Annotated in this window: 25 protein-coding genes; 5 read left to right on the top strand and 20 right to left on the bottom strand. The window is 72.0% G+C overall.

The genetic code is table 11. The annotated features are described in order from the left end of the window. The first annotated feature begins 81 nt into the window (after positions 1–81). Complete coding sequence (locus ACFC0G_RS04450) at positions 82–525, top strand: nuclear transport factor 2 family protein (protein ID WP_376397023.1); 444 nt, start codon at positions 82–84, stop codon at positions 523–525. A gap of 59 nt (positions 526–584) precedes the next feature. Next, positions 585–2,240, top strand: a complete 1,656-nt coding sequence (gene lnt / locus ACFC0G_RS04455; RefSeq protein ID WP_376397026.1) for an apolipoprotein N-acyltransferase — start codon at positions 585–587, stop codon at positions 2,238–2,240. On the opposite strand, the gene ACFC0G_RS04460 is transcribed toward lnt, so the two are convergent. Further along, positions 2,164–3,069, bottom strand: a complete 906-nt coding sequence (locus ACFC0G_RS04460) for a Gfo/Idh/MocA family protein (RefSeq protein ID WP_376397029.1) — start codon at positions 3,067–3,069, stop codon at positions 2,164–2,166. The genes lnt and ACFC0G_RS04460 overlap by 77 nt on opposite strands. A 104-nt stretch (positions 3,070–3,173) precedes the next feature. Further along, positions 3,174–4,364 carry an FAD-dependent monooxygenase gene (locus ACFC0G_RS04465; RefSeq protein WP_376397032.1) on the bottom strand — a complete coding sequence of 397 codons (1,191 nt, stop codon included), beginning with the start codon at positions 4,362–4,364 and terminating at the stop codon, positions 3,174–3,176. A 92-nt stretch (positions 4,365–4,456) separates the two neighbouring features. Between ACFC0G_RS04465 and ACFC0G_RS04470 the strand changes: the two genes are divergently transcribed. The 3 genes from ACFC0G_RS04470 to ACFC0G_RS04480 all read left to right on the top strand — a co-directional run bounded on the left by ACFC0G_RS04470 (position 4,457) and on the right by ACFC0G_RS04480 (position 6,387). Next, positions 4,457–5,155, top strand: coding sequence for a TetR/AcrR family transcriptional regulator (locus tag ACFC0G_RS04470; RefSeq protein ID WP_376397035.1), 699 nt, complete (start codon positions 4,457–4,459; stop codon positions 5,153–5,155). Positions 5,156–5,242: 87 nt separating this feature from the next. Then, complete coding sequence (locus ACFC0G_RS04475) at positions 5,243–5,770, top strand: DinB family protein (protein ID WP_376397038.1); 528 nt, start codon at positions 5,243–5,245, stop codon at positions 5,768–5,770. A 95-nt stretch (positions 5,771–5,865) separates the two neighbouring features. Continuing rightward, positions 5,866–6,387 carry a hypothetical protein gene (locus tag ACFC0G_RS04480; protein ID WP_376397040.1) on the top strand — a complete coding sequence of 174 codons (522 nt, stop codon included), beginning with the start codon at positions 5,866–5,868 and terminating at the stop codon, positions 6,385–6,387. A gap of 25 nt (positions 6,388–6,412) precedes the next feature. On the opposite strand, the gene ACFC0G_RS04485 is transcribed toward ACFC0G_RS04480, so the two are convergent. From ACFC0G_RS04485 to ureA, 18 genes are all read right to left on the bottom strand, one after another. Further along, positions 6,413–6,886, bottom strand: coding sequence for a hypothetical protein (locus ACFC0G_RS04485; protein WP_376397043.1), 474 nt, complete (start codon positions 6,884–6,886; stop codon positions 6,413–6,415). A gap of 70 nt (positions 6,887–6,956) precedes the next feature. Then, entirely contained in the window at positions 6,957–7,640 is a 684-nt protein-coding gene (gene ung / locus ACFC0G_RS04490) for a uracil-DNA glycosylase (RefSeq protein ID WP_376397046.1), read from the bottom strand. Positions 7,641–7,741: 101 nt separating this feature from the next. Next, on the bottom strand, positions 7,742–9,319 hold the full coding sequence (locus tag ACFC0G_RS04495) for an ABC transporter substrate-binding protein (protein ID WP_376397049.1): 1,578 nt from the start codon (positions 9,317–9,319) through the stop codon (positions 7,742–7,744). Positions 9,320–9,467: 148 nt separating this feature from the next. Further along, positions 9,468–10,235 carry an SDR family oxidoreductase gene (locus ACFC0G_RS04500; protein WP_376397052.1) on the bottom strand — a complete coding sequence of 256 codons (768 nt, stop codon included), beginning with the start codon at positions 10,233–10,235 and terminating at the stop codon, positions 9,468–9,470. Between the two features lie 31 nt (positions 10,236–10,266). Beyond that, the gene (gene fabG, locus ACFC0G_RS04505; RefSeq protein WP_125743463.1) at positions 10,267–11,028 is read right to left on the bottom strand and encodes a 3-oxoacyl-ACP reductase FabG; all 762 of its coding nucleotides are present in this window, start codon (positions 11,026–11,028) and stop codon (positions 10,267–10,269) included. 191 nt (positions 11,029–11,219) lie between these two features. Then, a complete protein-coding gene (locus ACFC0G_RS04510) occupies positions 11,220–11,603 on the bottom strand; it encodes a DUF3037 domain-containing protein (protein ID WP_056642038.1) in 384 nt (127 codons plus the stop codon). Continuing rightward, on the bottom strand, positions 11,600–12,445 hold the full coding sequence (locus ACFC0G_RS04515) for a HipA family kinase (protein ID WP_376397057.1): 846 nt from the start codon (positions 12,443–12,445) through the stop codon (positions 11,600–11,602). The genes ACFC0G_RS04510 and ACFC0G_RS04515 overlap by 4 nt, the downstream gene beginning before the upstream one ends. 91 nt (positions 12,446–12,536) lie before the next feature. After that, entirely contained in the window at positions 12,537–13,706 is a 1,170-nt protein-coding gene (locus tag ACFC0G_RS04520) for an agmatine/peptidylarginine deiminase (RefSeq protein ID WP_376397060.1), read from the bottom strand. Between the two features lie 46 nt (positions 13,707–13,752). After that, positions 13,753–15,213, bottom strand: a complete 1,461-nt coding sequence (locus tag ACFC0G_RS04525; RefSeq protein WP_376397063.1) for a purine-cytosine permease family protein — start codon at positions 15,211–15,213, stop codon at positions 13,753–13,755. Positions 15,214–15,407: 194 nt separating this feature from the next. Then, the gene (locus ACFC0G_RS04530) at positions 15,408–16,547 is read right to left on the bottom strand and encodes an agmatine/peptidylarginine deiminase (RefSeq protein WP_376397066.1); all 1,140 of its coding nucleotides are present in this window, start codon (positions 16,545–16,547) and stop codon (positions 15,408–15,410) included. Positions 16,548–16,728: 181 nt separating this feature from the next. Next, positions 16,729–17,526 carry an ABC transporter ATP-binding protein gene (locus ACFC0G_RS04535; protein WP_376397069.1) on the bottom strand — a complete coding sequence of 266 codons (798 nt, stop codon included), beginning with the start codon at positions 17,524–17,526 and terminating at the stop codon, positions 16,729–16,731. Then, entirely contained in the window at positions 17,519–18,514 is a 996-nt protein-coding gene (locus tag ACFC0G_RS04540; protein ID WP_376397301.1) for an ABC transporter ATP-binding protein, read from the bottom strand. The genes ACFC0G_RS04535 and ACFC0G_RS04540 overlap by 8 nt, the downstream gene beginning before the upstream one ends. Before the next feature lie 5 nt (positions 18,515–18,519). After that, positions 18,520–19,374, bottom strand: coding sequence for an ABC transporter permease (locus ACFC0G_RS04545; protein ID WP_376397072.1), 855 nt, complete (start codon positions 19,372–19,374; stop codon positions 18,520–18,522). Continuing rightward, the gene (locus ACFC0G_RS04550) at positions 19,371–20,330 is read right to left on the bottom strand and encodes an ABC transporter permease (RefSeq protein WP_376397076.1); all 960 of its coding nucleotides are present in this window, start codon (positions 20,328–20,330) and stop codon (positions 19,371–19,373) included. The genes ACFC0G_RS04545 and ACFC0G_RS04550 overlap by 4 nt, the downstream gene beginning before the upstream one ends. Continuing rightward, entirely contained in the window at positions 20,327–22,003 is a 1,677-nt protein-coding gene (locus ACFC0G_RS04555) for an ABC transporter substrate-binding protein (RefSeq protein WP_376397079.1), read from the bottom strand. The genes ACFC0G_RS04550 and ACFC0G_RS04555 overlap by 4 nt, the downstream gene beginning before the upstream one ends. Before the next feature lie 79 nt (positions 22,004–22,082). After that, a complete protein-coding gene (locus ACFC0G_RS04560; RefSeq protein ID WP_376397082.1) occupies positions 22,083–23,096 on the bottom strand; it encodes an agmatine/peptidylarginine deiminase in 1,014 nt (337 codons plus the stop codon). A gap of 164 nt (positions 23,097–23,260) precedes the next feature. Beyond that, complete coding sequence (locus ACFC0G_RS04565) at positions 23,261–25,012, bottom strand: urease subunit alpha (protein WP_376397084.1); 1,752 nt, start codon at positions 25,010–25,012, stop codon at positions 23,261–23,263. After that, a complete protein-coding gene (gene ureA, locus ACFC0G_RS04570; protein WP_376397087.1) occupies positions 25,009–25,704 on the bottom strand; it encodes an urease subunit gamma in 696 nt (231 codons plus the stop codon). Before ureA ends, ACFC0G_RS04565 begins: the two co-directional genes overlap by 4 nt. Between the last annotated feature and the right edge of the window lie 2 nt (positions 25,705–25,706).

The following is a 25,706-nucleotide window of genomic DNA, read 5'->3' on the forward strand; positions in this document are numbered from 1 at the left end:
GCCGGACAGTATGACGGCGCCCCGGAAGCCACCGCCCGCACGCCCCTTGGCGCCGGGCCCCCGCTGCCCGAGACTGAACCGATGACGCAGCGCGTGGACCTCGCGACCGTGATGGACCGGCTCGCCCTCGACGACCTCATCACCGGCTACGCGGCGGCCGTGGACGATGCCGACTGGGCCGGCTACCGGGCCCTGTTCACCCCGGACGGCCGGGCCGACTACCGCGGCTCGGGCGGGATCGAGGGCCCGGCGGCCGAGGTCGCCGACTGGCTCGCCGAGACCATGACCCTCTTCCCCGTACGCCAGCACCTCATCGTGAACCGACGGGTCCTCTTCCGTGAGGCGGGCGGGTACCAGGAGTCCGGCGACGGCGCGGACGTCCGCGCCGACTACGTGAACCCGATGCGCTTCGCCACCGGCGAGGACTTCATCTGCGGCGGCCGCTACGCCTTCACGGCGCTGCGCACCGCCGACGGCTGGCGGCTCCGCTCGGTCGTCGTCGACGAGCGGTGGCGCCGGCACTGACGGCGGGACGCGCGGGGACCGGGCACGTCCGACACTGAAGGCAAGGGCGGGAGGCCGCCATGAGCATGCCGTTCGTGAACCGCGACCGGGACCGCGAGCCCGTACCGGGCCGGGGCCGCTTCCCGGTGCCTCGGCACGGGTTCGTGCGCTCCCTGCTCGCCGTCGTCTGCGGTGCGCTCCCCGCACTCGCCTTCCCCGCGCCCGGCCTCTGGTGGTGGGCGTACCTGGCGCTCGTCCCGTGGCTGCTGCTGATCCGTACGGCCCCGGGGGCGCGCCGCGCGGCGCTGGACGGCTGGCTGGGCGGGGCCGGGTTCGTGCTCGCCGTCCACCACTGGCTGCTGCCGAGCCTGCACGTCTTCCTCCTGCCGCTGGCCGCGCTGCTCGGGCTGCTGTGGGTGCCGTGGGCGTGGCTCGTGCGCTCCCTCCTCTGCGGTGTGCCGTCACCGCCGAGGGCCGTCGCCGCCCTGCTCGCGGTGCCCTCGGGCTGGCTGCTGATCGAGCTGGTCCGTTCCTGGGAGGGGCTCGGCGGGCCGTGGGGGCTGCTCGGCGCGAGCCAGTGGGAGGTGCCGGCGGCGCTGCGCCTCGCCTCAGTCGGCGGGGTGTGGCTGGTGAGCCTGCTCGTGGTGGCGGTGAACACGGCCGTGGCGCTGCTGGTCGCGGTGCCGGGGCCGCGTGCCGCGGGGGTCGTAGGGCTGCGTGCCGTCGGCGTCGCGGGGCTCGTGGCCTGCGCGCTCGTGGCGGGTGCGGCGGCCTGGGGTGTCGGGGCGCCGAGCGAGCACGGGACGGTGCGCGTGGCCCTCGTACAGCCCGGGGTGTTCGACGGTCCGGACGGGGCCGAGCGGCGGCTCGCCCGCGCCGAGAAGCTGACCCGTTCGCTCGCGGGGCAGCGGCTGGACCTGGTGATCTGGGGCGAGAGCGGCGTCGGCGCCGATCCGGCGGGACGGCCCGAGCTCGCCGCCCGGCTCACCGCCCTGGCGCGGGCGGTCGACGCGCCGCTCCTCGTGAACGTGGACGCGCGCGGCGCCGATCGCCCGGGCATCTACAAGAGCGCCGTCCTGGTCGGCCCGGCGGGGCTGACGGGTCAGCGCTACGACAAAATGCGGCTCGTGCCGTTCGGCGAGTACGTCCCCGCGCGCGGCGTCCTGGGCTGGGCGACCTCGGTCGGCCGGGCTGCGCAGGAGGACCGGCGGCGGGGCACCGAGCCGGTCGTGATGACGCTGCCCGCAGCGGCGGGGTCCGAGGGGCTGCGGATCGGACCGTTGATCTGCTTCGAGTCGGCCTTCCCCGACATGAGCCGGCGGCTCGTCCGGGACGGCGCCGGACTCCTCGTCGTCCAGTCGTCGACCAGCACCTTCCAGGAGAGCTGGGCGCCCGCCCAGCACGCGTCCCTGGCGGCGCTGCGGGCGGCGGAGACGGGCCGGCCCGTCGCGCACGCCACGCTCACCGGGATCAGCGCCGTGTACGGCCCCGACGGCCGCCGGATCGGGCCCGTCCTCGGCACGGACGCGAGCGCCGTCGCCGTACGGGAGCTGCCGCTCTCGACGGCGACGACGGGCTACGTCCGGTGGGGCGACTGGCCGTTGTACGGGGCGTTCGTTGTGGTGGGCGCCGTGTGCGCCGCCGAGGGCGCGGGCGCGCTCAGGAGGCCTGGATCAGGGCCTCGCGGACCACGCGCTCGCACAGCTCGTGGGTCAGCAGGGCGTCGCGGGCGCTGAGCACCCGCCCCTCCCGTACCGCGTCGAGGAAGGCGAGCACGGCCTGCTCGATGCCGCGCTGGCGGGCCACCGGCACCCAGTCGCCGCGCTTGCGGACGGTCGGCTGGCCCTTGTGGTCGATGACGTCGGAGAGGTTGAGGACCTGGCGCTTGGTGTCCTGCCCCGAGACCTCCAGGATCTCCTCGGTGGAGCCGTTCAGCCGGTTCATCATGCCGATGGCGGTGAAGCCGTCGCCGGAGAGCTGGAGCACGACGTGGTGCATGAGCCCTTCGCGGATCCGGGCGCGCACGTCGACGTGCTCGATCTCGCCGGGGACGAGGAAGCGCAGGGTGTCGACGACGTGGATGAAGTCGTCGAGCACGAGGGTGCGGGGGTCCTCGGGCAGGCCGATGCGGTTCTTCTGCAGGAGGATCAGCTCGCGCGGGTGCTCGGCGCACTGGGCGTAGGAGGGGGCGAGGCGCCGGTTGAAGCCGACGGCGAGGCTGACCGCGCGCTTCTCCGCGAGCTCCACGATCCGCTCGGAGTCCTCGTACTCGTAGGCGAGGGGCTTGTCGACGTACGTGGCGACGCCCGCTTCGAGGAGGCGGCCGGCGATCTCGGCGTGGGCGGCGGTCGGGGCGTGGACGAAGGCCGCGTCGAGTCCGGCGGCGAGCAGCGAGTCGAGGTCGCGGTGACGCTGCGCGGCGGGCAGGTGATGGACGTCGGCGACCCGGTCCAGGGTCGCGGCGGTGCGGGTCTGGAGGTGGAGTTCGACCCCGGGGAGGGTGGCGAGGACGGGCAGGTACGCCTTCTGCGCGATGTCGCCGAGTCCGATGCAGCCAACCTTCACGGGGTCTCCCTTGTCGAGGTGTTCGTGTCGTTCGTGTCGTTCGTGGCACTCGTGTCACTCGTGTCCACAGGCCCCTCTCGCGCGGGCCGTTCGCGCCGGTCAGCTTACGCGGGACGGGCCGGTGCCACCGGCGGCCGCCAGTCGGCGATGCCGTCGAAACCACGCAGGACGAGGCCCGGACCGAAGCGGGAGACGGCGCCGACGAGTGCCGAGCGCAGGGCGACGGCGGGCCGGGCGGAGAGGAGCGTGACCGCGCCGGTGCGGGCGGCCTTGCGCACGATGGCGGTGGTGCGCGGCAGGCGGTCGGCCGTGTAAGCGGCGAGCGCGCGGCCGGGGTCGAAGTCGGGTCCGGAGCGGGCGTGGTGGGCGAGGACGACGGCGTCCTCGATGGCCTGGTTCCCGCCCTGGCCGAGGCTCGGCATCATCGCGTGCGCGGCGTCGCCGAGGAGGGCGACCCGGCCCCGGTGGAAGGCGGGCAGCGGGTCGGGCAGGTGGTGGACGTCGTGGCGCAGGACCTGGGCGGGGTCGACGGCGGCGAGGATCTCGGGGACGGGGTGGTGCCAGTCGCCGAAGAGGCGCAGGAGTTCGGCCTTCTCGTCGTCGGCGGCGTGGGCCCCGGCGGGGGCGGTGGCCATGGCGTACGCGTAGATCCGGCCGTCCTTGAGGGGCTGGGTGCCCCAGAGGCGTCCGGCGCCCCAGGTCTCGTGCGGGGCGAAGGGCCGTGCGGGGGCGGGGACGACGACCCGCCAGGTGGTGCAGCCGGCGTACCGGGGTCCGGGGTGCCCGGGGAAGAGCAGGTGCCGCGTCGCGGACCGGATGCCGTCGGCGGCGACGACGAGTTCGGCCTCGGTCTCGCCGTCCGGGGTGGTCAGGCGGGCGGGGCGCCGGTCGTCGCCGGGATCCGCGAGGGCGGCGGCCGCTCCGGTGCGGACGGTGCCGTCGGGGAGCGCCGAGGTGAGGATCTCGACGAGGGTGGCGCGGTGGAGGAGGACGAGCGGTCCGCCGAAGCGCGCGGCGGCGGCCCGGGCGTCGGTCCGGGCGAGCCAGCGGCCGTCGGGGGTCCGCATGCCGCCGTCGCCCTGCCACGCGGCGAGGGCGCGGACGCGGTCGCCGAGGCCGATGACGTCCAGGGCGCGCTGGGCGTTGGGGGCGAGGGCGATGCCGGCGCCGACGGGCGTGAGGTCGGCGGCGCGCTCCAGGACGGTGACCTGCCAGCCGTTGCGGTGGAGGGCGACGGCGGCGGTGAGCCCGCCGATTCCGGCTCCGACGACGACGGCACGGTGCTGCTGTTCCATGGCTGCTCCCCGGAGTCCGTAACTACAGGTGTAGTGAGTCCGACATCGCGACCGTACTACAGGTGTAGTCGGGCCGGTAGTACGTTGTCCCCATGAGCGCACCGACCGCCGACTCCGCGGACACCCCCGCTTCCCCCGCTTCCCCCACCTCGCCCGCCTCGCCCGCCTCCTCCGCCTCCCGCGCCGAGCGGATCGGGGACGCCGCCCTCGACCTCCTCGTCGAGCGCGGCATGCGCGGCCTGACGCACCGCGCCGTGGACGAACGGGCCGGGCTGCCGCAGGGGTCGACCTCCAATCACGCCCGCACCCGCCAGGCGCTCCTGGAGACGGCCGTGCGCCGCCAGGTCCACTGGGAGGCGCGCGTGCTGACTCCGGACGAGCTGCCGGGCGCCGGCGGGACGGAGACCCACCATGACGCCGACACGCCCCCGACCGCCGGCGCACTCGTGGACGCCCTCGTGGACGCGTTCGCCCTCGCCCTGCACCGCTACCTCACGGACCACCGCGCGCTGCTCGTCTCCCGCTACGAGCTGGCCCTGGAGGCCACCCGCCGCCCCGAGCTCCGCGCCTTCTTCGACGCCGCGGGCTCCGCCTTCCACGGACCGCTGGTCGCGGCGATGACGGCGGCCGGCTCGCCGGAGCCCGAGCGGCACGCGCTCTCCCTCGTCGCCTGGTGCGAGGGGCTGATGTTCTCCTGCGCCGCTGGTTCCTTCCACGCGGCCGTGCCCGGCCGGGCGGAACTGCGCACCGGCTTCGACGAGTTGCTGCGGGGCATGCTCGGCCCCCGCTAGACCGCGTCCCGTGTCCCGCGTCCCGGGGACCGGAGCCGGGCGGGAAAGCGCTGGCGCGGTCGGTGATCATGGGGGACGATGCCGCGCATGACCACCGAACGCACCGATTCCGTCCCCCGCGTCGACCCGTCCACCACCTCGGGCGAGCGCGAGGCGCTCGAGCAGTGGCTCGACTTCCATCGCGCGACCCTCGCGATCAAGTGCGAGGGCCTCGACGACGCCCAGCTGCGCACCCCGTCCGCTCCGCCGTCCGACCTCAACCTGCTGGGTCTCGTCCGGCACATGGCCGAGGTCGAGCGCGGCTGGTTCCGCCGCGTTCTCTCCGGTGAGAAGGCGGACTGGATCTACTCCACCAAGGAGGACCACGACCGGGACATCCACGCCACGGACGAGGACACCTACGAGGAGGCGTACGCGACCTGGCAGGCCGAGATCGCCCACGCGCGCACCTTGGCCGCCCCGCACGGCCTCGACGACCTCGGCGTCGGCGAGCACCGCACCGGGGAGACCTTCAACCTCCGCTGGATCTACCTGCACATGATCGAGGAGTACGCCCGCCACAACGGCCACGCTGACCTGCTCCGGGAGCGGATCGACGGCGCCACCGGCGACTGAGCAGGTCAAGGCGGGGCCCGCGACGGCTCACCCGTGCGGGGCATTCCCGGCCGGTAGGGGCGCGAAGATCGCCGCCGGACCAGCAGAGTGGCGCGGTGCATCGAACCCGAACCACAGCGAAGATCCTGGTCGGGGCGGCGGTCGCCGCCCTGGCGGGCTGCGTCCCGGTGGACGCGCAGCCGCCGGCGCCCGCGCCCGCGGCGGAGTCCTCCGTCCTCCCCACCCAGGAAGCGGCGCCGCAGATGGTCGAGGGCCCGGCCCGCGAGGCCCTCGAAGCGGCGCTTCCCGCTCCCCCGCCCTCCGCCGCGCCCCAGGGGTCCGCCGCGCCCCGCGCGACGCCCTTACCCGCCCCCGCGGCCGATTCCGTACCCGAGCGGCACCGGCGGACGGCGGCCCCGCCACGCCCCTCGCCGCCGCGCCCCACCGCCACCCCCCGGCACCGCGAGGTGTCGCGCCCGGAGCCCTGGCCGGCCGTGCCGGAGCTGCCGGGACTCGCGGAGCTGCCGAAGGAACCGCCGCGCTCCCGGGCGGACGTCTGCGACCTGGGCGAACGGTACGGGGGCTGGGACCCGGGCAGCGATCAGGCCAGGATCTGCCACGGCACGTACGGCCGGTGAGCCGCCGCGGCATCCAGACTCCCGGTCACATGCTCCGGAGCCGCACGTCCAAGCGCTCGATCGCGGCCCGCACCCCGTTCCCGTAGCCGTCGTCGTCGAGCGTGTCCGACGCCGCGCGGGCCCGGTCCAGGTGGACCCGCGCGGCGTCCGGCCGCTGGAGCTTGACGTAGTCGGCGGCGAGGTTGAGGTGGAGCGACGGGTACAGCGCGCGCAGTGCGACCGCCGAGCCGTGCTCGGCGAGCCGCTCGTCCGCGAGCTCCCCGGCCGCGCCCAGTGCCCGCAGGTCCCAGGCCAGCTCGGCGTCGGGGTCGTCCTGGGCGTCGGCCATGTAGTGGGCGAGGGTGCAGCGGTGCAAGGGGTCCCCTTCGGGGCCGATCTCCTGCCACAGCACCCCGAACCGGTTGCGGGCCTCTTCGCGGTCGCCGCCGTGCAGCAGCATCGTGGCCTGCCCGATCCTGGTCATGACCCCGTCGTCCGCCGCCTGCTGCTGCTCGGTCACGCCGACCTCCACCCGCTCACCCATTGGGAGAGCCGACGCTAGCCGCACCCGGACCCGATCCGGCCGAGGCTCAGCCGAGGTCCGGAACGCGCCAGTCGATCGGGTCGTGCCCCTGGGCCGCGACGGCCGCGTCGATCTGGCCGAAGGGGTGCGAGCCGAAGAACTTCTTCGCCGACAGGGGCGAGGGGTGGGCCCCCTTCACGACGACGTGCCGCTCCTCGTCGATGAGCGGCAGCTTCTTCTGCGCGTAGTTGCCCCAGAGGACGAAGACGGCGGGGTCGGGCCGCGAGGCGACGGCGGTGATCACCGCGTCGGTGAACTTCTCCCAGCCCTTGCCCTTGTGCGAGTTCGCCTCGCCGGAGCGGACCGTCAGGACCGCGTTGAGCAGGAGGACGCCCTGCTCGGCCCACGGCATCAGATAGCCGTTGTCCGGGATCGGGTGGCCCAGCTCCGCCTGCATCTCCTTGTAGATGTTCCGCAGGGAGGGCGGGGTCTTCACGCCGGGCCGGACGGAGAAGCAGAGGCCGTGCCCCTGCCCCTCGCCGTGGTACGGGTCCTGACCGAGGATCAGGACCTTCACCTTGTCGTACGGGGTGGCGTCGAGGGCCGCGAAGACCTCGTCCTTCGGGGGGAAGACCGGTCCCCTGGCACGCTCCTCCTCGACGAACTCGGTGAGCTGCGCGAAGTACGGCTTGCGCAGCTCCTCGCCGAGAACACCCTGCCAGGACTCGGGCAGCATGCTGGTGTCGGTCATGGTCAACAACCTCCGGTGGACGTTCCTGTTCTACGTCCCAGAACCTACCGGGGGCCACTGACAGTGACCCCCGCAGGCCGCCCACCGGGGCCGGTCACGGGCTACCAGCTGGCGCGGCGGTGCAGCTCCCACAGCTGCATGACCGTCTGCGGGTCGAGCGCGCGCTCGGCGCCGCCGATGTCCTCACCGGCCGCGATGTACAGCTTGCCCTGCCACAGGGGCAGCAGGCGGACGTCCTGGACCAGGATCTCCTGGGCCTCCACGAACTCGTCCGTGACCGTCCCGCGGTCGCTCTCGCGGCGGGACTTCGGGAGCAGCTCGCCGGTGATCCGGTTGCTCTCGTAGGGCGTGCCGAGGACGTTCTCCTTGCCCACGAAGGGGGCGACGAAGTTGTCCGGGTCCGGGAAGTCGGGGAACCAGCCGCGCCCGAAGACCGGGTACTCGCCCTTCTGGTAGCCCGCCTGGAACTCCTTCCAGGGCTTGCCGTGCAGCTCGACCTTGAAGAGCTTGGACGCCTCCAGCTGGCGCTTCAGCTCGGTGAACTCGGCGGCCGTCGAGGAGCCGTACCGGTCGGTCGTGTACCAGAAGTCCAGCTCGACGGGCTCTTCGATCCCGGCGCTCTTCAGGATCTTCTTGGCCTTGGAGACGCTCGGCGTGCCGTAGCGGTCGTAGAACTTGGTGGTGTGCGCGGCGATGCCCTTGGGCACCATCGAGTACAGGGGCTCGGCGGTGCCCTGGTAGACCTTCTCGACCAGCGCGTCGCGGTCGACGAGCTGGGCGATGGCCTTGCGGACGGCCGGCTTGGCGACCGAGGGGTCCTGGGTGTTGAAGACCAGGTAGCGGATGTCGGCGCCGGTGGACTCGACGATCTGGAGGCGCTTGTTCTCCGGCTTGTCCTCCTGGAGCGCGACGACCTCCTCGGCGCTGAGGCCGCGGTAGGTGGCGTCGATCTCGTCCTTCCGGAGCGCCGCGACCATCGCCGCCGAGTCTTCGTAGTACCGGATCGTCGCGCCGCCGTTCTTGCGGGCGGCGAACCCCTTGTAGGTCGGGTTCTTGGTCAGCTCGGCCGTCTTCCGCTCCTCGTAGGAGTCGAGGACGTACGGGCCGGAGCCGACGAGCTTGCCGTCCGTGCGGAGCTTGTCCGCCGGGTACTCGGCCGGGTCCACGAGCGACATCGCGGGGGTCGCGAGGACGAACGGGAAGGTGGCGTCCGACTTGTTCAGGCGGAAGACGACCGTGCGGTCGCCGACGGTCTCGATCTTGCCGAGCGAGCCGAGCATCCCGTTGGGGCCGCCCTTGTGGTTGATCGTGCGGATGCGCTCGATCGAGTACCGCACGGCCTCGGCGTCCAGCTTGTGCCCGTTGGAGAACTTGAGGCCCTCCTGGAGCTTGCACTCGAAGATCCGGCTCGACGTGTCCGTGAACTTGCAGTCGGCGGCGTCGGACTGCGGCGCCGTGCTGCCTGTCGGGAAACTCACCAGGGTCTGGAAGACATTCCGGAAGAGCTCCCAGGAATTGTCCCAGGCCGCGGCCGGATCAAGCGTGGTGGGAGAACTCATCGTACCGATGACGATTCTCTGATCCCCGGCGGATTCGCTGTCCGAAAAGACACCGCATCCGGCCACCAGGGATATGGACGCAAGGGCTGCAGCGGCCTGCAGACTGGTCCGGTTGAACACGTGCACGCTCCTCGTTCAGCCACGGGTCGGCCGACGATACCGCAGCACCCCGTCAGGTCAATCTTTGAGCCTGACGGGGCACTTGAGGCATTCGACGTATAACCGGGGCCAATCCGGACATGAAATCCGGAAAGTGTCCGGATATCGGTCAGCCGACTCCGGCGTTCAGGAAAATCCCGCCGTCGACGACGAGGGTCTGGCCGGTGATCCACTCCGACTGCGCGGAGGTCAGGAACGCGGCCGCGCCCCCGATGTCCTCGGGGAGGCCGAGCCGGCCGAGCGGATAGGCGGCGGCCGCCTCCGCCTCACGGCCCTCGTACAGGGCCTGTGCGAACTTCGTCTTCACCACGGCCGGGGCGATGGCGTTGACCCGCACGAGCGGCGCGAATTCGTGCGCCAGCTGGAGGGTCAGATTCACCATCGCGGCTTTGCTCATCCCGTACGCGCCGATGAAGGGAGAGGCCGAGATGCCGGCGACGGACGCGATGTTCACGATTGCACCGCCGTGATCCTTCTGCCAGGCGTGCCAGCTCCGCTGGGCGAAACCGAGCGCGGAGATCACATTGGTCTCGAAGACCTTACGGGCCACGCCCAGGTCCAGATCGGCGATGGGGCCGAAGACCGGGTTCGTCCCGGCGTTGTTGACCAGGAAGTCCAGCCGGCCGAAGCCGTCCATGGCCGCCTCGACGGCGGCGGCCTGGTGGGCCAGGTCGTGGGCCTTGCCGGGGACGGCGATGACCCGGTCGGCACCGAGCCGCTCCGCGGCCTCCTTGAGGGCCTCCTCGCCGCGCCCCGTGATGACGACCCGGTCGCCGCGGGCGACCAGCGCCTCGGCGATGCCGTAGCCGATGCCCCGGCTCGCGCCGGTGACGAGGGCGACCTTGCCGGAGAGCTCCGGCCGTTCGTTCGCGGTCATGACCGCCTCCTCTCGCTGCTGCGCCGGTACGTCAGTTGAGCGGGCCGCCGGCCACGTACATGACCTGGCCGGAGACAAAGCCTGCGTCATCGCCCGCGAAGAAGGCGATCGCGTTCGCGACGTCCTCGGGGCGGCCGACGCGCTGGACGGGGATCATGGAGGCGGCGGCGGCCTGGAACTCCTCGAAGCCCATGCCGACGCGCTCGGCGGTCTGCGCGGTCATCTCGGTGACGATGAAGCCGGGGGCGACGGCGTTGGCGGTGACGCCGAACTTGCCGAGCTCCTTGGCGAGCGTCTTGGTGAGGCCCTGCAGGCCCGCCTTGACGGCCGAGTAGTTGGCCTGGCCGCGGTTGCCGAGCGCCGAGGAGGAGGAGAGCGAGACGATCCGGCCGAAGCCCGCGTCCACCATGTGCTTCTGGCAGGCCTTCGCCATCAGGAAGGCGCCCTTGAGGTGCACGTTCATGACGAGGTCCCAGTCGGACTCGGACATCTTGAAGAGCAGGTTGTCGCGGAGCACGCCGGCGTTGTTGACGAGGATCGTCGGCGCGCCGAGCTCGGCGGCGATCCGCGCGACGGCGGCCTCCACCTGGGCGCCGTCGGAGACGTCGCAGCCTACGGCGAGGGCGGTGCCGCCCGCGGCCGTGATCTTCTCGACGGTGTCCTTGCAGGCCGCCTCGTCGAGGTCGAGTACGGCGACGGCGCGGCCCTCGGCCGCGAGGCGGAGCGCCGTGGCGGCGCCGATGCCTCGTGCGGCACCCGTGACGACGGCTACGCGCTGCTCGGTGGTGGACATGCTTGGTTCTCCTCGCCCTTGGATCGACCCTGACCGCGGACGGACCGCCCGCCCCGCTCACGCGTCCCGCACATGAGCGACCGCTTAGTATCGTCCGCAGAACGAGACGCTAGAAGCGATGGCACCCGGTGTCAACGGCCCACCGGGTGCACCTGGTCACTCCCCGTGGCGGGAGGGCTCGATCGGCGGGCTCAGCGCACCAGCAGGTCGAGGAGGCGTTCCACCTCGGCCTCGGGGTCGGCGGTGAGTCCCGTGTGGACGGGGCCCGGCTGCACGACCGTGGAGCGCGGGGCGATCAGCCAACGGAAGCGCCGCCCCGCGTCGTCGCGGGCTGCCTGCCCGGCGTCGTCGCCGCCGAGGCAGACGCCCTCGACGGCGCGCAGCGCGGCCCGGACGCCCGTGACGTCCGCCGCCGGGTCGAGGACGGCCAGCTTGGCCTCGTCCAGATGGGTGCGGGCGGCCACGTAGGACTTGGCGCGGCAGTAGACGACCACGCCCGCGTTGAAGCACTCGCCGCGTTCGACCCGCGGCACGACGCGCAGCAGCGCGTACTCGAAGACATCGCGGTCGGTCACGTGGTGCTGTCCTTCTCGGTGGAGTGCGCCCGGGGCGCGAGGCGCTCGGCCAGCCAGCCGGGGGGCTGCTGGGGCCGGTTCTCGGTGCGGGGGCCGAGCGTGATCCGCTCGTGGATGGTGGCGGCGCGGGGCAGGAGCGCCTCGACGTAGGCGGCGCGCACCTCGTCGGTGGTGGAGAAGCCGGGTTCGTCGACGAGCCACTCGTCGGGCACGTCGGCGGCGACCTCGTCGAGCAGCTCGCGGGTGACGAGCGGCGCGAGTTCGGCGGCCGCGGCGGCGACGTCCGGCGCGAAGGGCGCGAGGGCGTGGTCGGAGGCGTCGTACGGCTTGGCGGCGGAGGCCTGCGCGCCCGGCCAGTTGTGGTGCCAGATCATGGTGGCGCCGTGGTCGATGAGCCACAGGTCGCCGTGCCAGACCAGCATGTTCGGGTTCCGCCAGGACCGGTCGACGTTGTTGATCACTGCGTCGAACCAGACGACCTTGCCGGCCTCCTTGGGGTCGACCTCGTACGCCAGCGGGTCGAAGCCCAGCGAGCCGGGCAGGAAGTCCATGCCCAGGTTGAGCCCGCCGCTCGCCTTGAGCAGCTCCTGGACCTCCTGGTCGGGCTCGGAGAGCCCGATGACCGGGTCGAGCTGGATGGTGACGAGCTCCGGGACGCGCAGCCCGAGCCGGCGGGCGAGCTCCCCGCAGACGACCTCGGCGACGAGGGTCTTGCGACCCTGTCCCGCGCCCGTGAACTTCATGACGTACGTGCCGAGGTCGTCGGCCTCGACGATCCCGGGGAGCGAGCCGCCCTCACGCAGGGGCGTGACGTAGCGGGTCGCTGTCACTTCTGTAAGCATTCGCCCAGGCTATCCAGTCCTCCACCTGGCAGAGCGCCGGCCCGGGCGTCGCTGCGAGGCCCGGGCCGGTTGTTCAGCTTGTTCGGTTCGTTCAGCGGGTGGGCTCCTGCATCGTGACGCAGTGCGCGCCACCGCCGCCGTTGCCGTAGAGGTTGTCGAGGTTGAGCTGGACGACGGGCCGGCCGTAGGCGGCCGCGATCGCCGTCTTGGCCGCCGCGTCCTTGGCGGTGTCGCCGAACTGGGTGGTGATCACCGCGCTGTTGGTCACGGTCCAGTTCATGTACGAGCTGAGGAAGTCCTGTCGCTTGCCCGCCGAGATGCGGGGCAGGGTGTCGGGGCCCTCGATGGTGAGGACCTGGAGGCGGCGGCCCTTGGCGTCGGTCGCGTTGACCAGGACGTTGTGCATGGCCTGGGCGTTGGCCGTCCAGACGTCGGGGCGTACGGCGCCGGCCAGCTGGACCATCACCACGCCGGGCTTGATGTACCGGGCGGTGCCGTCGATGTGGCCGTCGGTGACGTCCTGCCCGGTGACGCCGGGCAGCCAGATCATCTTCGTGGCGCCGAAGCGGGACAGCAGCTCCGCCTCGACCTGGCTGCGCGACTTGCCGGGGTTGCGGTTGCTGTTCAGCCAGCAGCTCTCGGTCGCCATGAGGGTGCCGTCGCCGTCGTACTCGATGCCGCCGCCCTCCCCGACCACGGACGCCTTGGCGAACGGGACGGCGTTGTAGGCGGCCACCTTCCCGGCGAGCACGCGGTCCTTGGCGTAGGCGGAGGCGGGGAGGCCGTAGAAGGTCGTGGCGTTCTCGCCCCAGGCGTTGAAGTTCAGGCCGAAGGCGTCGAGACCGCCGGCCCCGTCCACCCGGAACAGCGGGCCGGTGTCCCGCATCCAGCAGTCGGAGACCGGTATCGAGCTGATCACCGTGACGGTGGATCCGCAGGCCGTCCTGGCCTGCGAGGACGCCGACGAACCGTCCGCGCACATGATCACCGGCTCGTACTTGGCGATCTCCTTGGCGAGCTTGGCGATGTCGGCCTGGATCTTGGACAGCAGGTTGCCCCAGATCGTGTAGCTGGACGGCCAGGCCATCCAGGTCCGCTTGTGCGGGGCCTCTTCCCCGGGAACGCGCCAGGACGCGGCCTGGGCCGGCTGGATGCCGCCGAGTACCGGTCCCACCGCCAGACCGGCCGCGACCGCTCCGGTGCGGGCCAGGAGAGTTCTGCGGTTGATGCCCGGGGTGCCGCCGTCGTGCTCTGTCTTCACGTGGTGCTCCTTCTCGCGGAGGTTCTGTACGTGCGGGGCGGGACGTTCAGTGGAGTGGCGCCAGGAGCCCCTCCTCCCGGACCAGCCGGCGCTCGGTGGCCAGATCGAGACTCCGGGCGAAGGCCCAGTAGAGGGCGCCGGCCACGGGCAGGCCGACGAAGATCGAACAGTCCACGCCGCCGAGGAGCTTCGCGACGGGACCGACGTAGAGGCCGGTGATGACCATGAACGGCGCCATGCACGCGAGACCGATGCCGTAGGCGAGGTTTCCCCGCCAGCCCCACCGGCCGTAGATGCCGTGCGGGTCGAAGATCTCCTTGACGACGTACTGGCCGCGCCGGACGAAGAAGAAGTCGACCAGGTTGACGGCCGTCCACGGGATGAACAGGTACGTCAGGACGACGACCACGTTCGCGAAGAACCAGTTGAACTGGTCGATGCCGACGGCGGTGGAGACCGTCCCCACGGCCACGAGCATGATCCCGATCGTCGCGACCCTGATGGTCCGCGTCGGCTTGACCGGCCGGAACGAGTCCATGATCGAGATCATGGTGAGGCTGCCGCCGTACTGGTTGATCGCCATGATGGAGAGCAGCCCGACCAGGAGGACGACGACCGCGACCGTGCCGAACCCGCCGAACCCGCCGAACAGCCGATCGGCGGAGAGTTTCAGGGCGGTGACCGGGTCGGTGCCCTCGGGAGCTCCGGCCGAGACCACGGCGCCGAGGAGGAACACCCAGATCCCGGAGACCGCGCTGGGCAGGTAGGTCCACCAGAAGGTGCTGCGCACGGGGACGTCGGGTCTGAGGTAGCGCGAGTAGTCCGAGACGTACGGCGCCCAGCCCAGCTGGAAGCCGGCGACGAAGACGAACACGAGCATGAACGGCGCGAGGTCGAACGGGCCGGCGTCCCAGACGCCGTCGGGCAGCCCCCCGCCGAAGAGGGCGGACACGGTGACGGCTGCGGTGACCACGACGAACGGCCAGGTGAGCCACTTGTTCAGCCGGTGGATCCACTCGTATCCGAACAGGGCGATGACGGTCGCCACCGCGGCGGCCAGCACATAGCCGAGCCCGTTGGGGATCCCGGTGAGCAGGTTCATGGCCTGGCCGGACAGCAGGGCGTCGGACGTGTTGAAGGCGATGTAGTTGACGAGGGCGAACACCCACACGGTGAGCGCGGCGCCGAGGTATCCGAACTGCGCTCTCGACTGGACCAGTTGGGGAAGGCCCAGCTGGGGCCCCTGGGCCGAGTGGAACGCCATGAAGAACGTCCCGAAGAGCGATCCGAGGACGGTGGCGACCACCGTCCAGACGAGCGAGGCCCCCATCGACAGCGTCACCACACCGGTCGCCAGACCGGTGAGGTTGAGGCTGCCGACGAACCAGATGGCGCCGACGTTCGAGGGCGTGCCGTGCCGTTCGGAGAGGGGCACCCAGTCGATCGAGTGCTGTTCGATGCCCGCAAGGGGTGCGGAGTCGTGCGGCTGCGAGGCAACTGGCCCCATGTGGGCTCCTGTTCAGGGGTGCTTCCATGAATCCGCGCGGCGGCCCCGAGCTTCCGGGGGCCGATCGGGTGCGCTCACAGTAGGGACTGACCTAAATTTCAGTCAATGCTTCTGACAGGCTGGACTGACGGAAATTTCAGCAGGGGTCCCGGCCGCGATGACGCCGGTGCCAGTTGCTTCTCGTGGGGCCTCGGTTACCGGACGGGCTGCTGCTGGGTGACGCAGTGGATGCCGCCGCCGCCCGTGCCCAGGCGGTCGATGTTCAGCTGCTCGACGACGCGGTCCGGGTAGAGCCGGGCCAGGGTCGCCTTCGCCGCCTCGTCCGCCCGCCGGTCGCCGAACTGGGCGCTGATGACGGCGTCGTTGCAGAGGTAGAAGTTGGCGTAGGAGGCGAGGAAGTCCCGGTTGGTGGAGCGGATCTTGGTGTAGTCCGGGCCCTGGAGCCGCATCGTGTCCATGGCGCGGCCGGTGGCGGTCGTCGAGGCGGACAGGATGCCGTACTGCTGACGCGCGTCGCGGGCGTAGGCGTCGGTGTCCGCGGCGACGGGCATCTGGACGAGCGCCTCCCCCGGGGCGAGGAAGCGGGACGTGGCGTCGACGTGGTCGTCGGTGATGTCCTGGCCGCGGACGCCGTCGAACCAGATCACCTTGGAGGCGCCGTACGCGTCGCACATCGCCGCCTCCACCTGGCGCTCCGACATCCCGGGGTTGCGGTTGCGGTTCACCAGGCTGCTGCGGGTGGCCATGAGGGTGCCCGCGCCGTCCTGTTCGATCGCGCCGCCCTCGCCGACCAGGTCGGCGTAAGTGAACGGGACGCCGGCGTAGGCGGCGACGCGCTCGGCGACGAGGGCGTCCTTGGCGTGGGTCTGCTTGTCGCCCCAGCCGTTGAAGTTGAGGCCGACGGCGTCGAGGCCGCCCCGGCCGTCGGTCCGGAAGACGGGGCCCGAGTCGCGCATCCAGCAGTCGTCGACCGGGACGGTGCTGATGACGGTGACCGTGGATCCGCACATCTGGCGGGCCTTGGCGGCGCTGCCGGGGTTGGCGCACATGACGACGGGTTCGTACGTCGCGATCGTCCGGGCGATCAGGGCGATGTCCGCCTGGACGCCGCTCAGTTTGCCCGGCCAGATCGCGGTGCTGTCCGGCCAGGCCATCCACGTACGGGTGTGGCGGACGTCCTCGACGGGGACGCGGAAGGCGCCACCGGCCGCGTCGGCCCGTTCGGGGAGGGTCGTGGCGAGGGCGGCGCCCGCGGCGGTCAGTCCGGCCGCCGCGAGGAAACGACGCCTGGTGAGACCACGGCCCGCGTGTCGGGCGACAGCGTGATCGTTCATGGTTGACCTCCAGTGTCAACGTGCCTGTGCGGTGTGGGGGTTCGCGAAGGAGGGTGGGCACGCCGGACACCGCTCGGTCCCTCGCTACCGGGCGCGGTGCGGTGATGCGGTGGCGTGGTGATGCGGTGGTGCAGCAATGCGGTGGTGCTGTGTTGCTGCGGGCTGTGGTGCTGTGGTGCGGTCAGAGCGCCCGGCGGGCCGCGGCGATCGCCTCCGGGTCCCAGCCGGGGCGGGGTACGGATTCCAACAGCAGTCGGGTGTACGGGTGTTGGGGCGCGGCGAGCACCTCGGCCGTGGGTCCCGCCTCGACGACGCGGCCCCGGCGCATGACGAGGACCTCGTCGGTGACGCAGCGGACCACGCCGAGGTCGTGGGTGATGAACAGGTAGCCGATCGCGGTCTGTTCGCGGATGTCGGCGAGCAGGTTGAGGATCTGCGCCTGGACGGACACGTCGAGGGCGGCGACGGCCTCGTCGAGGACGAGGACGGCCGGTTCGACGGCGAGGGCGCGGGCGATGGCGACGCGCTGGCGCTGCCCGCCGGAGAGCTGCCGCGGCCGCGCGTCGGCGGCGCGGGTGCCCAGGCCGACCTGGTCGAGGAGTTCCCGGACGCGCCGGTCGTGGTCGGTGCCGGGGAAGTGCAGGCGCAGGGTCTCGCGCAGGACCTGTTCGACGCTGGTCCGGGGGTCGAGGGAGAGGTAGGGGTCCTGGAAGACCATCTGGACCTCGCGGGCCCGGGCCAGCCGGGCGGACCGGCCGCCGCTTCGCGCGCCGCGGGCCCGGCCCCGTACACGGACCTCGCCGGCGTCGGCCCGTTCCAGACCGACGACGATCCGGGCGGTGGTCGTCTTGCCGGAGCCCGACTCGCCGACGATGCCCAGGGACCCGCCCTCGGGAAGGGTGAAGGACACGTCGTCGACGGCGCGGACGCTCCCGTAGGCGCGGTGGAGGCCGGCGGCCTCCAGGACGTACTCAGGCATCGACGGGGCTCCCTTCGAGACGGTCGCTGTGGTGACAGGCGGCCTGGTGGTGCGGCAGGCCCGGTGCGGGCCGCGGCTCGGGAGCCTGCTGGTCGCAGATCTCGGTGGCCAGGTGGCAGCGGGCGGCGAACGGGCAGCCGGGCAGCTCCTGCCGGAGGTCGGGGGGCTGGCCGTCGATGGCGTCGAGCCTTCCCCGGGGGGCGTCGAGGCGGGGCGTGGACGCGAGCAGCGCCGAGGTGTACGGGTGCCGGGGCCGCGCGAAGAGGGCTTCCGCGGGGCCGCTCTCCGCGATCCTGCCGGCGTACATGACGTACACGCGGTCGCTGATGGCGGCGGCGAGGTCGAGGTCGTGGGTGACGAAGAGCAGACCGGTGCCGAAGCCTCGGCGGAGTTCGGCCAGGAGGGCGATGACCTCGGCCTGGGTGGTGACGTCGAGCGCGGTGGTGGGCTCGTCGGCGAGGAGGAGGGCGGGGTCCCCCATCAGGGCGGCCGCGATCATGACGCGTTGCAGCATGCCGCCGGAGACCTGGCCGGGGTACTTGCGCAGGGCGGAGTCGTCCAGACCGACCGCCCGGAGGAGTTCGGCGGCCCGGGCCGTGGCGTCCGCCCGGCTCATGCTGCCGGTCAGCGTCACGCTCTCGGTGAGGAAGTCGCCGATGCGGCGCAGGGGGTTGAGGGCGGCGCGGGGGTCCTGGAAGATCATGGCCACCGTGCCGGTGCGCAGGGCGCGCAGCCGGTCGGCGTCCATGGTGAGCACGTCCTCGTCGCGTACGCGGACGGAGCCCTCGACGACGGCGCCGGGCGGCAGCAGGTTGAGCGCGCTGCGCGACGTGAGGGTCTTGCCCGACCCGGACTCGCCGACGAGGGCGACGGTCTCTCCGGCGGCGACGTGGAGGTCGACGCCGTCGAGGACGGGGCGGGCCGTGCCGGGCAGGGTGATGCGCAGCCCTCGGACGTCGAGCGTGTGCGGGGAACTCGGGGAACTCATGGGGGTCATCGGTCTCTCCTGGCGACGCGGTCGGCCCAGCGCTCTCCGACCACGTTGAAGGCGACGACGGTGAGCACGATGAACGCGCAGGGCAGGTTCGCGGACAGCGGGTAGCCGTGCTGGACGGCGGTCTGCCCGTCGAAGACCATGCGGCCCCAGTCGGGGGTGAGCGCGGGGACGCCGAGGCCGAGGAACGACAGGCCGGCGAGGTCCATCAGTGCGTAGCCGAAGTTGATGGTGGACTGGGCGAGGACGACGGGGGCGATGTTGGGCAGGACGTGGCGCAGGCAGATCTGGAGGGCCGAGTGCCCTTGGACCTGGTAGGCGCTGACGTAGGGGCGTGCGCGTTCGGCCAGGACGAGGGAGCGGGTGAGCCGGCTGACGTACGGCAGGTAGGCGATGGAGAGCGCGATGACGGGGGCGAGCAGGCCTTCGCCGTAGATCGAGATGATCAGGATCGCCAGGAGCATGCCGGGGAACGCGAAGACCAGTTCGGTGCTGCGTGACAGGACGGAGTCGAGCCAGCCGCCCCGCCAGGCGGCGGCCATGCCGACCGCGACGCCGGCGACGGTGGAGAAGACCACGACGCCGAGGGGTCCCAGGAGCGAGGTGCGGGCGCCGAGGATCAGCCGGGAGAGGGTGTCGCGCCCGGCGGCGTCGACGCCGAGCAGGTGTTCCGGGGAGGGGGCGGCCAGCGCGTTGCCGAGGTCGATGGCGTTGGGGTCGTACGGCACGAGCCAGGGCGCGAGGAGCGCGGCGGCGGTGACGAGGGCGACGAAGCCGAGGCAGACCAGGTAGAGCGGGGACCGGGCGGTGCGGACCTTCGCGAGGCCGGGCCTGCGGGCCAGGACGGCGGTCATACGGAGGAACTCCTCGATCCGAGGGTGATCCGCGGGTCGACCAGCGGCAGCAGCAGGTCGACGATGAGGTTCACGGCCATGAAGAGAGCGACGATGATCAAGGAGATCGCCTGGACGGTCGGGAAGTCCTTGGTCGTGGTGGACAGCTCCAGGAGCTGGCCGACGCCGCCGATGCTGAAGGCGGTCTCGACGAGGATCGTGCAGACCAGCAGGGTGGAGACGATCAGGCCGCCGGTGGTGAGGACGGTGCCCAGCGAGTTGCGGAAGACATGGCGGCGGATGACCTGGCGTTCGGGGACGCCACGGCTGCGGGCGACCGTGACGTGCTCGCTGTCGAGGGCTTCGGCCATGGCGGACCGGGTGACCCGGGCGAGCATGCCGATCAGATAGAGCGCGAGGGCGATCGCGGGGAGGGTGAGGTGCCAGATCTTGTCGAGGAAGCCTTCGCCGGAGCCGCTGCTGGGGAACCAGCCGAGGTTGACGGCGAAGAGTCCCTGGAGCAGGACGGCCGCGACGAACGACGGGGTGCCGACGGCGAACGTGGTCCCGACGAGGATGGCGGAGTCGGTGCGTCCGCCGCGTACGGCGGCGACCCGGCCCAGGACCAGGCCGATCACCGTGACCACGGCCAGTGCCATGACGACGAGGAGCAGCGTGGTGGGGAGGCGGTCGGCCAGGAGGCGGGAGACGTCGGTGCGGTAGGTGATGGAGCGCCCGAAGTCCCCTTGGACGATGTCGCCGAGCCAGGTGAGGTACCGGACGAAGAAGGGGTCGTCCAGGTGGTACTGGGCGTTGATCGCGGCGAGGGCCTCCGGCGAGGCGGAGCGTCCGGAGAGCAGGAAGCTGGCCGGGTTGCCCGGTGCCAGGTACATGGCGCCGAAGACCACGAACGACGCGGCGAGCAGGGTGGCGGCCATCTCCGCCACCCGGCGTGCGGCGAATCTGACGAAGTTCACTTCGCGGCCCCCGCGTCCGCTGCCCCGACGTCCGCGGCCCAGGGGTAGTACATGTACGCGATGGTGGTGGGGGCGCCGGTGATCCGCTTGTTGAGGAAGACGGCGGTGGGCCACTCGGCGACCGGGATCCACAGGAGCTGTTCGGCGGCGTGCTTCTGCAGCTCGGCCTCGATCTTCAGCCGCTGGTCGGGCTGGTAGACGGCGGTGGCCCGGTCGACGAGGGAGTCGTAGCCCTTGTCGCTGTAGCCGGCGAAGTTCATGTAGGCGCCGGTCTTGAAGTTCGCCAGCAGGTCCAGCGGGTCGGTGATGGAGTCGTAGTAGGTGAGCGGGAACATGTCGATGCCCTCGCGCGCCTCGGGGTCGGTGAAGAGCGCCGTGAACGCGTTGGGGGCGATCGTCTTGAGGTTGATCTTCAGCCCGATCTGGCTGCCCGCGGCCTGGACGGCGGTGGCGAGGAGGGAGACGTCCTGGCCGATGGAGCTGGTGGCGACGGTCAGGGACGTGCCGGTGGCGCCGGCCTCCTTGATCAGTGCCTTGGCCTTCTCGATGTCCTGGGCGGCGGGCGGCAGCGCGCCGAAGGCGGCCTGCCGGGTCTGCTCCGAGGCTCCGGCCCAGGCGGCACGGGTGGTGAGCGAGGTGGTGACGGTGCCCGCGCCGCCGAGTCCGGCCTTCACGAACCCGGTCCGGTCCAGCGCCAGGGACAGCGCCTTGCGGACCCGGATGTCGCCGAGCGGGCCCTTCATGTTCGTGATGTTGACGTTGACCGTGCTCAGGCCCTCGCCGAAGTACAGGGTGCCGAGGCCGCTGTCGCGCAGGCGGCCGTAGCTCTCGGTGGGGATCAGGTAGCCGCCGTCGACGTCCCCGCTGAGCATGGCGTTGGTGCGGGCCGAGGGATCGGTCAGGACCCGGAAGACGGCCTTCTTCGCCTTGGCCTTGGTGCCCCAGTAGCCGTCGAAGCGCTCCAGCTCGATCGACTGGCCCTTGCTCCACGTGCCCAGCTTGAACGGGCCGGTGCAGGCGAGGTCGCCCGTGGTGCCGTAGTCCTTGCCCGCCGCCTCGACGCCTGCCTTGGAGGCGACGACGCCCGCCGCGGTCGCCATGTACTGGGGGAACTGGGAGTCGGGCTTCTTGAGCTTGACGGTGACCTGGAGCGGGCCGGTCTTCCGCAGGGAGGCGACGTTCTGGAAGTTCTGCGCCCAGGCGGCGGCGTTGTTCGGGTCCCGCTGCCGGCCGAGGCTGTAGACCACGTCGTCGGCGGTCATCACCTTGCCGTCGTGGAAGCGCACGCCGGGGCGGAGGTCGTAGACCCAGGTGGTGGGGTCCGGGTTCGACGCCTTCCGCGCGAGGCCGGGCCGGAGGGTCAGCTCCGGAGTCCAGCGCATCAGGCTCTCGCACACGTTGGACAGGATCGTGTTCTGCGGGTAGTCGAACGCGAGCGTGTAGTCGAGGGTGGGCGGCTCGGCGTAGACGGCCCAGCTGAAGGAGTCGATCTCGCCGCGGGCCTGCGGCGTCGAGGCGGAGATCTTGACCTGGGCGCCGGTGACGTCGGCGCCCTTCGGCGGGCCGGAGCAGGCCGCGAGGGCCGCGAGGGAGGTCAGGGCGGCCGCCGTCACCGCGATCCGTCCGTGCGTGCCGCGGGGGCGTCTGCTGCCGGGGGGCAGGGGTGTGGTCATCGTCGCGCTCTCTTTCCGTGAGGGGTGCGGGGGTGGGAGGGCCGCTGGAGCGGCCCTCCGTGAGCGGTCCGTTCGCGGATCAGGCCGTGGCGGGTACGGCGGGGATCTGCTGCGTGATGCAGTGGACCCCGCCGCCGCCGTAGGCGATCGCGGGCGCCCGCACCCCGACGACCTTGCGGCCGGGGTACGCCGCGGCGATGACCGCGAGCGCTTCGTCGTCCTGGGGCACGCCGGCCACCGGGACGACGACGCCGCCGTTGGCCACGTAGTAGTTCAGGTAGGACACCTCGACCTCACCGCCGGCGACGTCGGCGAACGCGGTCTGCGGGATGTCGACGATCTCGAACGGGCGGCCCTTGGCGTCGGTGGTGGCCGCCAGCACCGCGCGGTTGGCGCGCATCCGGGCGTAGTCGGGGTGGGCGGGGTCGTCGGGCAGGGAGACGACGACCTTGCCGGGGGCCGCGAAGGCGCAGACGCCGTCGACGTGCCCGTCGGTCTCCGTGTCCAGCAGCCCGCCGTACGGAAGCCACACAACCTTGTCGACGCCGAGCCGGGATGTCAGTTCCGTCTCGATCTCATGCCGGTTCATCCCGGGGTTCCGGTTGGGGTGGAGCAGGCACTGCTCGGTGGTGATCAGGGTGCCTTCGCCGTCGACCGTGATCGCTCCGCCTTCGAGGATCATGCCGGAGGCGATGCGCTCGACGCCGAGGTGCTCCAGGAGGAGGGCGCTGACCCGGTCGTCGGAGTCGTACGGGTGGTGCTTGCGGCCCCAGGCGTTGAAGCGGAAGTCCACTCCGGCGCGGTTGCCGTCGGCGTCGAGGACGAAGATCGGGGCGGAGTCGCGGAACCAGGAGTCGTCCTGCGCCAGCTCCACCACGGTGATCTCGCCGCCGCACGCCGCCCGGGCCTCCTCGCCGTGGCCGGGCGGCGCGACCATGGTCACCGGTTCGAAGGCGGCGATCGCGCGGGCGACGTTCGCGTACTCCTCCTTGACGTCGTTCAGCACGCTGCCCCACAGGTCCTCCCTGACGGGCCAGGCCATCAGGCACCCCTCGTGCGCGGACCACTCGGCAGGCATACGGAATGCAGTCATCACGGGTCTCTCTTCGTTTCGCCAGAAGTACCCGTCGGCGGCGGCCGGCTCAGCCTGGCGGGAGCGCGGGACGGGTACGCGGTGTGAACAGCATCCTTCCTTCGACTGAAAATTCAGTCAAGAGAAGGGGCACGGCTTTGGAGATTCAGCCAGCAAGGCCGGAATCAGAGGAAGTACAGCCTGCTCAACGAGACCTCCTGCGCCGGCTCGGAGCGCATCGGGGCGCCGTCGAGGGTCACCAGGCCACTGCGCGGATCGACGTCCACCTGCCCGAGACGGGCGTTGTGCAGCATGTCGGCCGGGCCGATGCCACGGGTTCCCCGTACGGCGACGCGGCGGCGCCGGGTACCCAGGGTGTCGTACGGCGAGCCGAACGAGCCCGCCTCGGCGGCGGCGCGGCTGACGAAGGCGACGGAGAGATCGGCCGGCGCGGCCCCGTGTGCGCCGAAGAGCGGGCCCAGGACCAGGGGCTCGCAGGTGTCGGTGGCGGCGTTCGGATCGCCCGTGACGCCGTAGGCCGGGAAGCCGGACTTGAGGACCATCTGCGGCTTGGCCCCGAAGAAGGGCGGGCGCCACAGCACGATGTCGGCCAGCTTGCCGACCTCGATCGAGCCGACCTCGTGGGCGAGGCCGTGGGCGATCGCCGGGTTGATGGTGAGCTTGGCGATGTAGCGGAGGACGCGCGCGTTGTCGTCGTGCGCGCCGTCGCCCTCCAGGGGCCCCAGCTCGGCCTTCATCTTCCCGGCCATCGCGAACGTGCGCCGGACGGTCTCCCCCGCCCGGCCCATGCCCTGCGCGTCGGATGAGGTGATCCCGATCGCGCCGAGGTCGTGCAGGACGTCCTCCGCGCCCATCGTCCCGGCCCGGATCCGGTCGCGCGCCATCGCGGCGTCGCCCGGAAGGTCCGTCTTGAGCGCGTGGACGGAGACGATCATCCCGTAGTGCTCGGCGATGGCGTCCCGGCCGAAGGGCAGGGTGGGGTTGGTGGAGGAGCCGATGACGTTCGGCACGCCCGCCATCTTCAGCACGTTGGGTACGTGCCCGCCGCCGCAGCCCTCGATGTGGAAGGCGTGGATGGTCCGGCCGTCCAGGACCCGCAGGGTGTCCTCCACCGACAGGCACTCGTTCAGGCCGTCACTGTGCAGCGCGACCTGTACGTCGTGCTCCTCGGCGACCCGCAGCGCGGTGTCCAGGGCCCGGGTGTGGGCACCCATGTCCTCGTGCACCTTGAAGCCGCAGGCACCTCCCTCCGCCAGCGCCTCGACCAGGGGCGCCTCGTCGGAGGCGGACCCCCGGGCGAGGAAGCCGATGTTGACCGGCCAGGCGTCGAAGGCGCCGAACCCGAGCTTCAGCGCCCAGGGGGAGTTCACGCCGACGCCCCAGCTCGGACCGATCTCCTGGCCGATGATCGTGGTGACGCCGGAGGCCAGTGACGCCTCCATGATCCGCGGCGAGAGCAGGTGGACGTGGGTGTCGATCGCACCGGCCGTGGCGATCAGGCCCTCGCCCGGGATCATCGTGGTGCCGGTGCCGACGACGACGTCGACACCGTCGAGGGTGTCGGGGTTGCCGGCCCGGCCGATCGCGTGGATCCGGCCCTCGCGGATGCCGATGGACACCTTCCGCACGCCCTGGACGGCGTCGATCACCAGGACGTTGGTGATCACGACGTCACACGTGTCGCGGACGGCCGCGGCCTTCAGATGCATGCCGTCCCGGGCGGTCTTGCCGAAACCGGCCAGGAACTCGTCGCCGTACGCCTGCGCGTCCGACTCCACCCGTACGACGAGTCCCGAGTCGCCGAGCCGGACCCGGTCCCCCGCACGGGGGCCGTGCACGGTGGCGTACTCGTGCGGGTCGATGTGCCGGCTGCTGCCCGGCGCGCAGTGGTCACTGTGTCTGCTGGGCTTGCTCATCGCTCTGCCTCTTCCGCTCCCAGGTAGCCGCAGGCGGCGGCGCGCTTCAGGGCCTCGGTCTTCGCGCCGGGCGCGTCCAGCGGCCCGTCGACCAGGCCCGCGAAACCGATGACGATCCGGTCCCCGCCCATCGGGACGAGTCCGACCTCGACGTCGGCACCGGGATCGAACCGGGTGGACGACCCGGCCGGGGCCGCGAGCCGCATGCCGAACGCGGCGGCGCGGTCGAAGTCGAGCCGGGGGTTCGACTCGAAGAAGTGGAAGTGCGAGGTCACGCTGACCGGGACCTCGGCCGTGTTGCGGACCCACAGGGAGGTCACACGCTCCGGCTCCGGCAGGACGTCCGTGTGGGGCAGGACCGCACCGGGTGCGCCCTCGCCGTGCTCCACGTCGCCGAAGGGGGCGCTGATGACGGCCAGTCGGGTGCCGTCGTCGAACACCGCCTCGACCTGGATCTCCGTCACGATGTCGGTGACGCCGGGGAGGACGTCGTCCGGACCGAGGACACCGCGACCGCAGTCGAGGGCCTCGGCCAGCCGGAGGCCGTCCCGCGCGGCCTCGCAGACCGTGTCGGCGATCAGCGCCGTCGCTTCCGGCACGTTGAGCCGCAGCCCGCGCTCCAGGCGCGTCCGCGCGAGCTGGGCGGCGGTGAAGAGCAGCAGCCGGTCCCGCTCGGTGGGTGTCAGAGGCATGC

The organism is Streptomyces sp. NPDC056169, assembly GCF_042268445.1.
Classification (GTDB): domain Bacteria; phylum Actinomycetota; class Actinomycetes; order Streptomycetales; family Streptomycetaceae; genus Streptomyces.

Excerpts from the sequence above, each read along its gene's own strand:
- ACFC0G_RS04540 (WP_376397301.1), bottom strand. The coding sequence starts at position 18,514 with ATGAGTTCCCCGAGTTCCCCGCACACGCTCGACGTCCGAGGGCTGCGC.
- ACFC0G_RS04555 (WP_376397079.1), bottom strand. The coding sequence starts at position 22,003 with ATGACCACACCCCTGCCCCCCGGCAGCAGACGCCCCCGCGGCACGCAC.
- fabG (WP_125743463.1), bottom strand. The coding sequence starts at position 11,028 with ATGTCCACCACCGAGCAGCGCGTAGCCGTCGTCACGGGTGCCGCACGA.
- ACFC0G_RS04560 (WP_376397082.1), bottom strand. The coding sequence starts at position 23,096 with ATGACTGCATTCCGTATGCCTGCCGAGTGGTCCGCGCACGAGGGGTGC.
- ACFC0G_RS04530 (WP_376397066.1), bottom strand. The coding sequence starts at position 16,547 with ATGAACGATCACGCTGTCGCCCGACACGCGGGCCGTGGTCTCACCAGG.
- ACFC0G_RS04525 (WP_376397063.1), bottom strand. The coding sequence starts at position 15,213 with ATGGGGCCAGTTGCCTCGCAGCCGCACGACTCCGCACCCCTTGCGGGC.
- ACFC0G_RS04470 (WP_376397035.1), top strand. The coding sequence starts at position 4,457 with ATGAGCGCACCGACCGCCGACTCCGCGGACACCCCCGCTTCCCCCGCT.
- ACFC0G_RS04465 (WP_376397032.1), bottom strand. The coding sequence starts at position 4,364 with ATGGAACAGCAGCACCGTGCCGTCGTCGTCGGAGCCGGAATCGGCGGG.
- lnt (WP_376397026.1), top strand. The coding sequence starts at position 585 with ATGAGCATGCCGTTCGTGAACCGCGACCGGGACCGCGAGCCCGTACCG.
- ACFC0G_RS04545 (WP_376397072.1), bottom strand. The coding sequence starts at position 19,374 with ATGACCGCCGTCCTGGCCCGCAGGCCCGGCCTCGCGAAGGTCCGCACC.
- ACFC0G_RS04515 (WP_376397057.1), bottom strand. The coding sequence starts at position 12,445 with ATGCTTACAGAAGTGACAGCGACCCGCTACGTCACGCCCCTGCGTGAG.
- ACFC0G_RS04535 (WP_376397069.1), bottom strand. The coding sequence starts at position 17,526 with ATGCCTGAGTACGTCCTGGAGGCCGCCGGCCTCCACCGCGCCTACGGG.
- ACFC0G_RS04565 (WP_376397084.1), bottom strand. The coding sequence starts at position 25,012 with ATGAGCAAGCCCAGCAGACACAGTGACCACTGCGCGCCGGGCAGCAGC.
- ung (WP_376397046.1), bottom strand. The coding sequence starts at position 7,640 with ATGACCGACACCAGCATGCTGCCCGAGTCCTGGCAGGGTGTTCTCGGC.
- ACFC0G_RS04475 (WP_376397038.1), top strand. The coding sequence starts at position 5,243 with ATGACCACCGAACGCACCGATTCCGTCCCCCGCGTCGACCCGTCCACC.
- ACFC0G_RS04500 (WP_376397052.1), bottom strand. The coding sequence starts at position 10,235 with ATGACCGCGAACGAACGGCCGGAGCTCTCCGGCAAGGTCGCCCTCGTC.
- ureA (WP_376397087.1), bottom strand. The coding sequence starts at position 25,704 with ATGCCTCTGACACCCACCGAGCGGGACCGGCTGCTGCTCTTCACCGCC.
- ACFC0G_RS04450 (WP_376397023.1), top strand. The coding sequence starts at position 82 with ATGACGCAGCGCGTGGACCTCGCGACCGTGATGGACCGGCTCGCCCTC.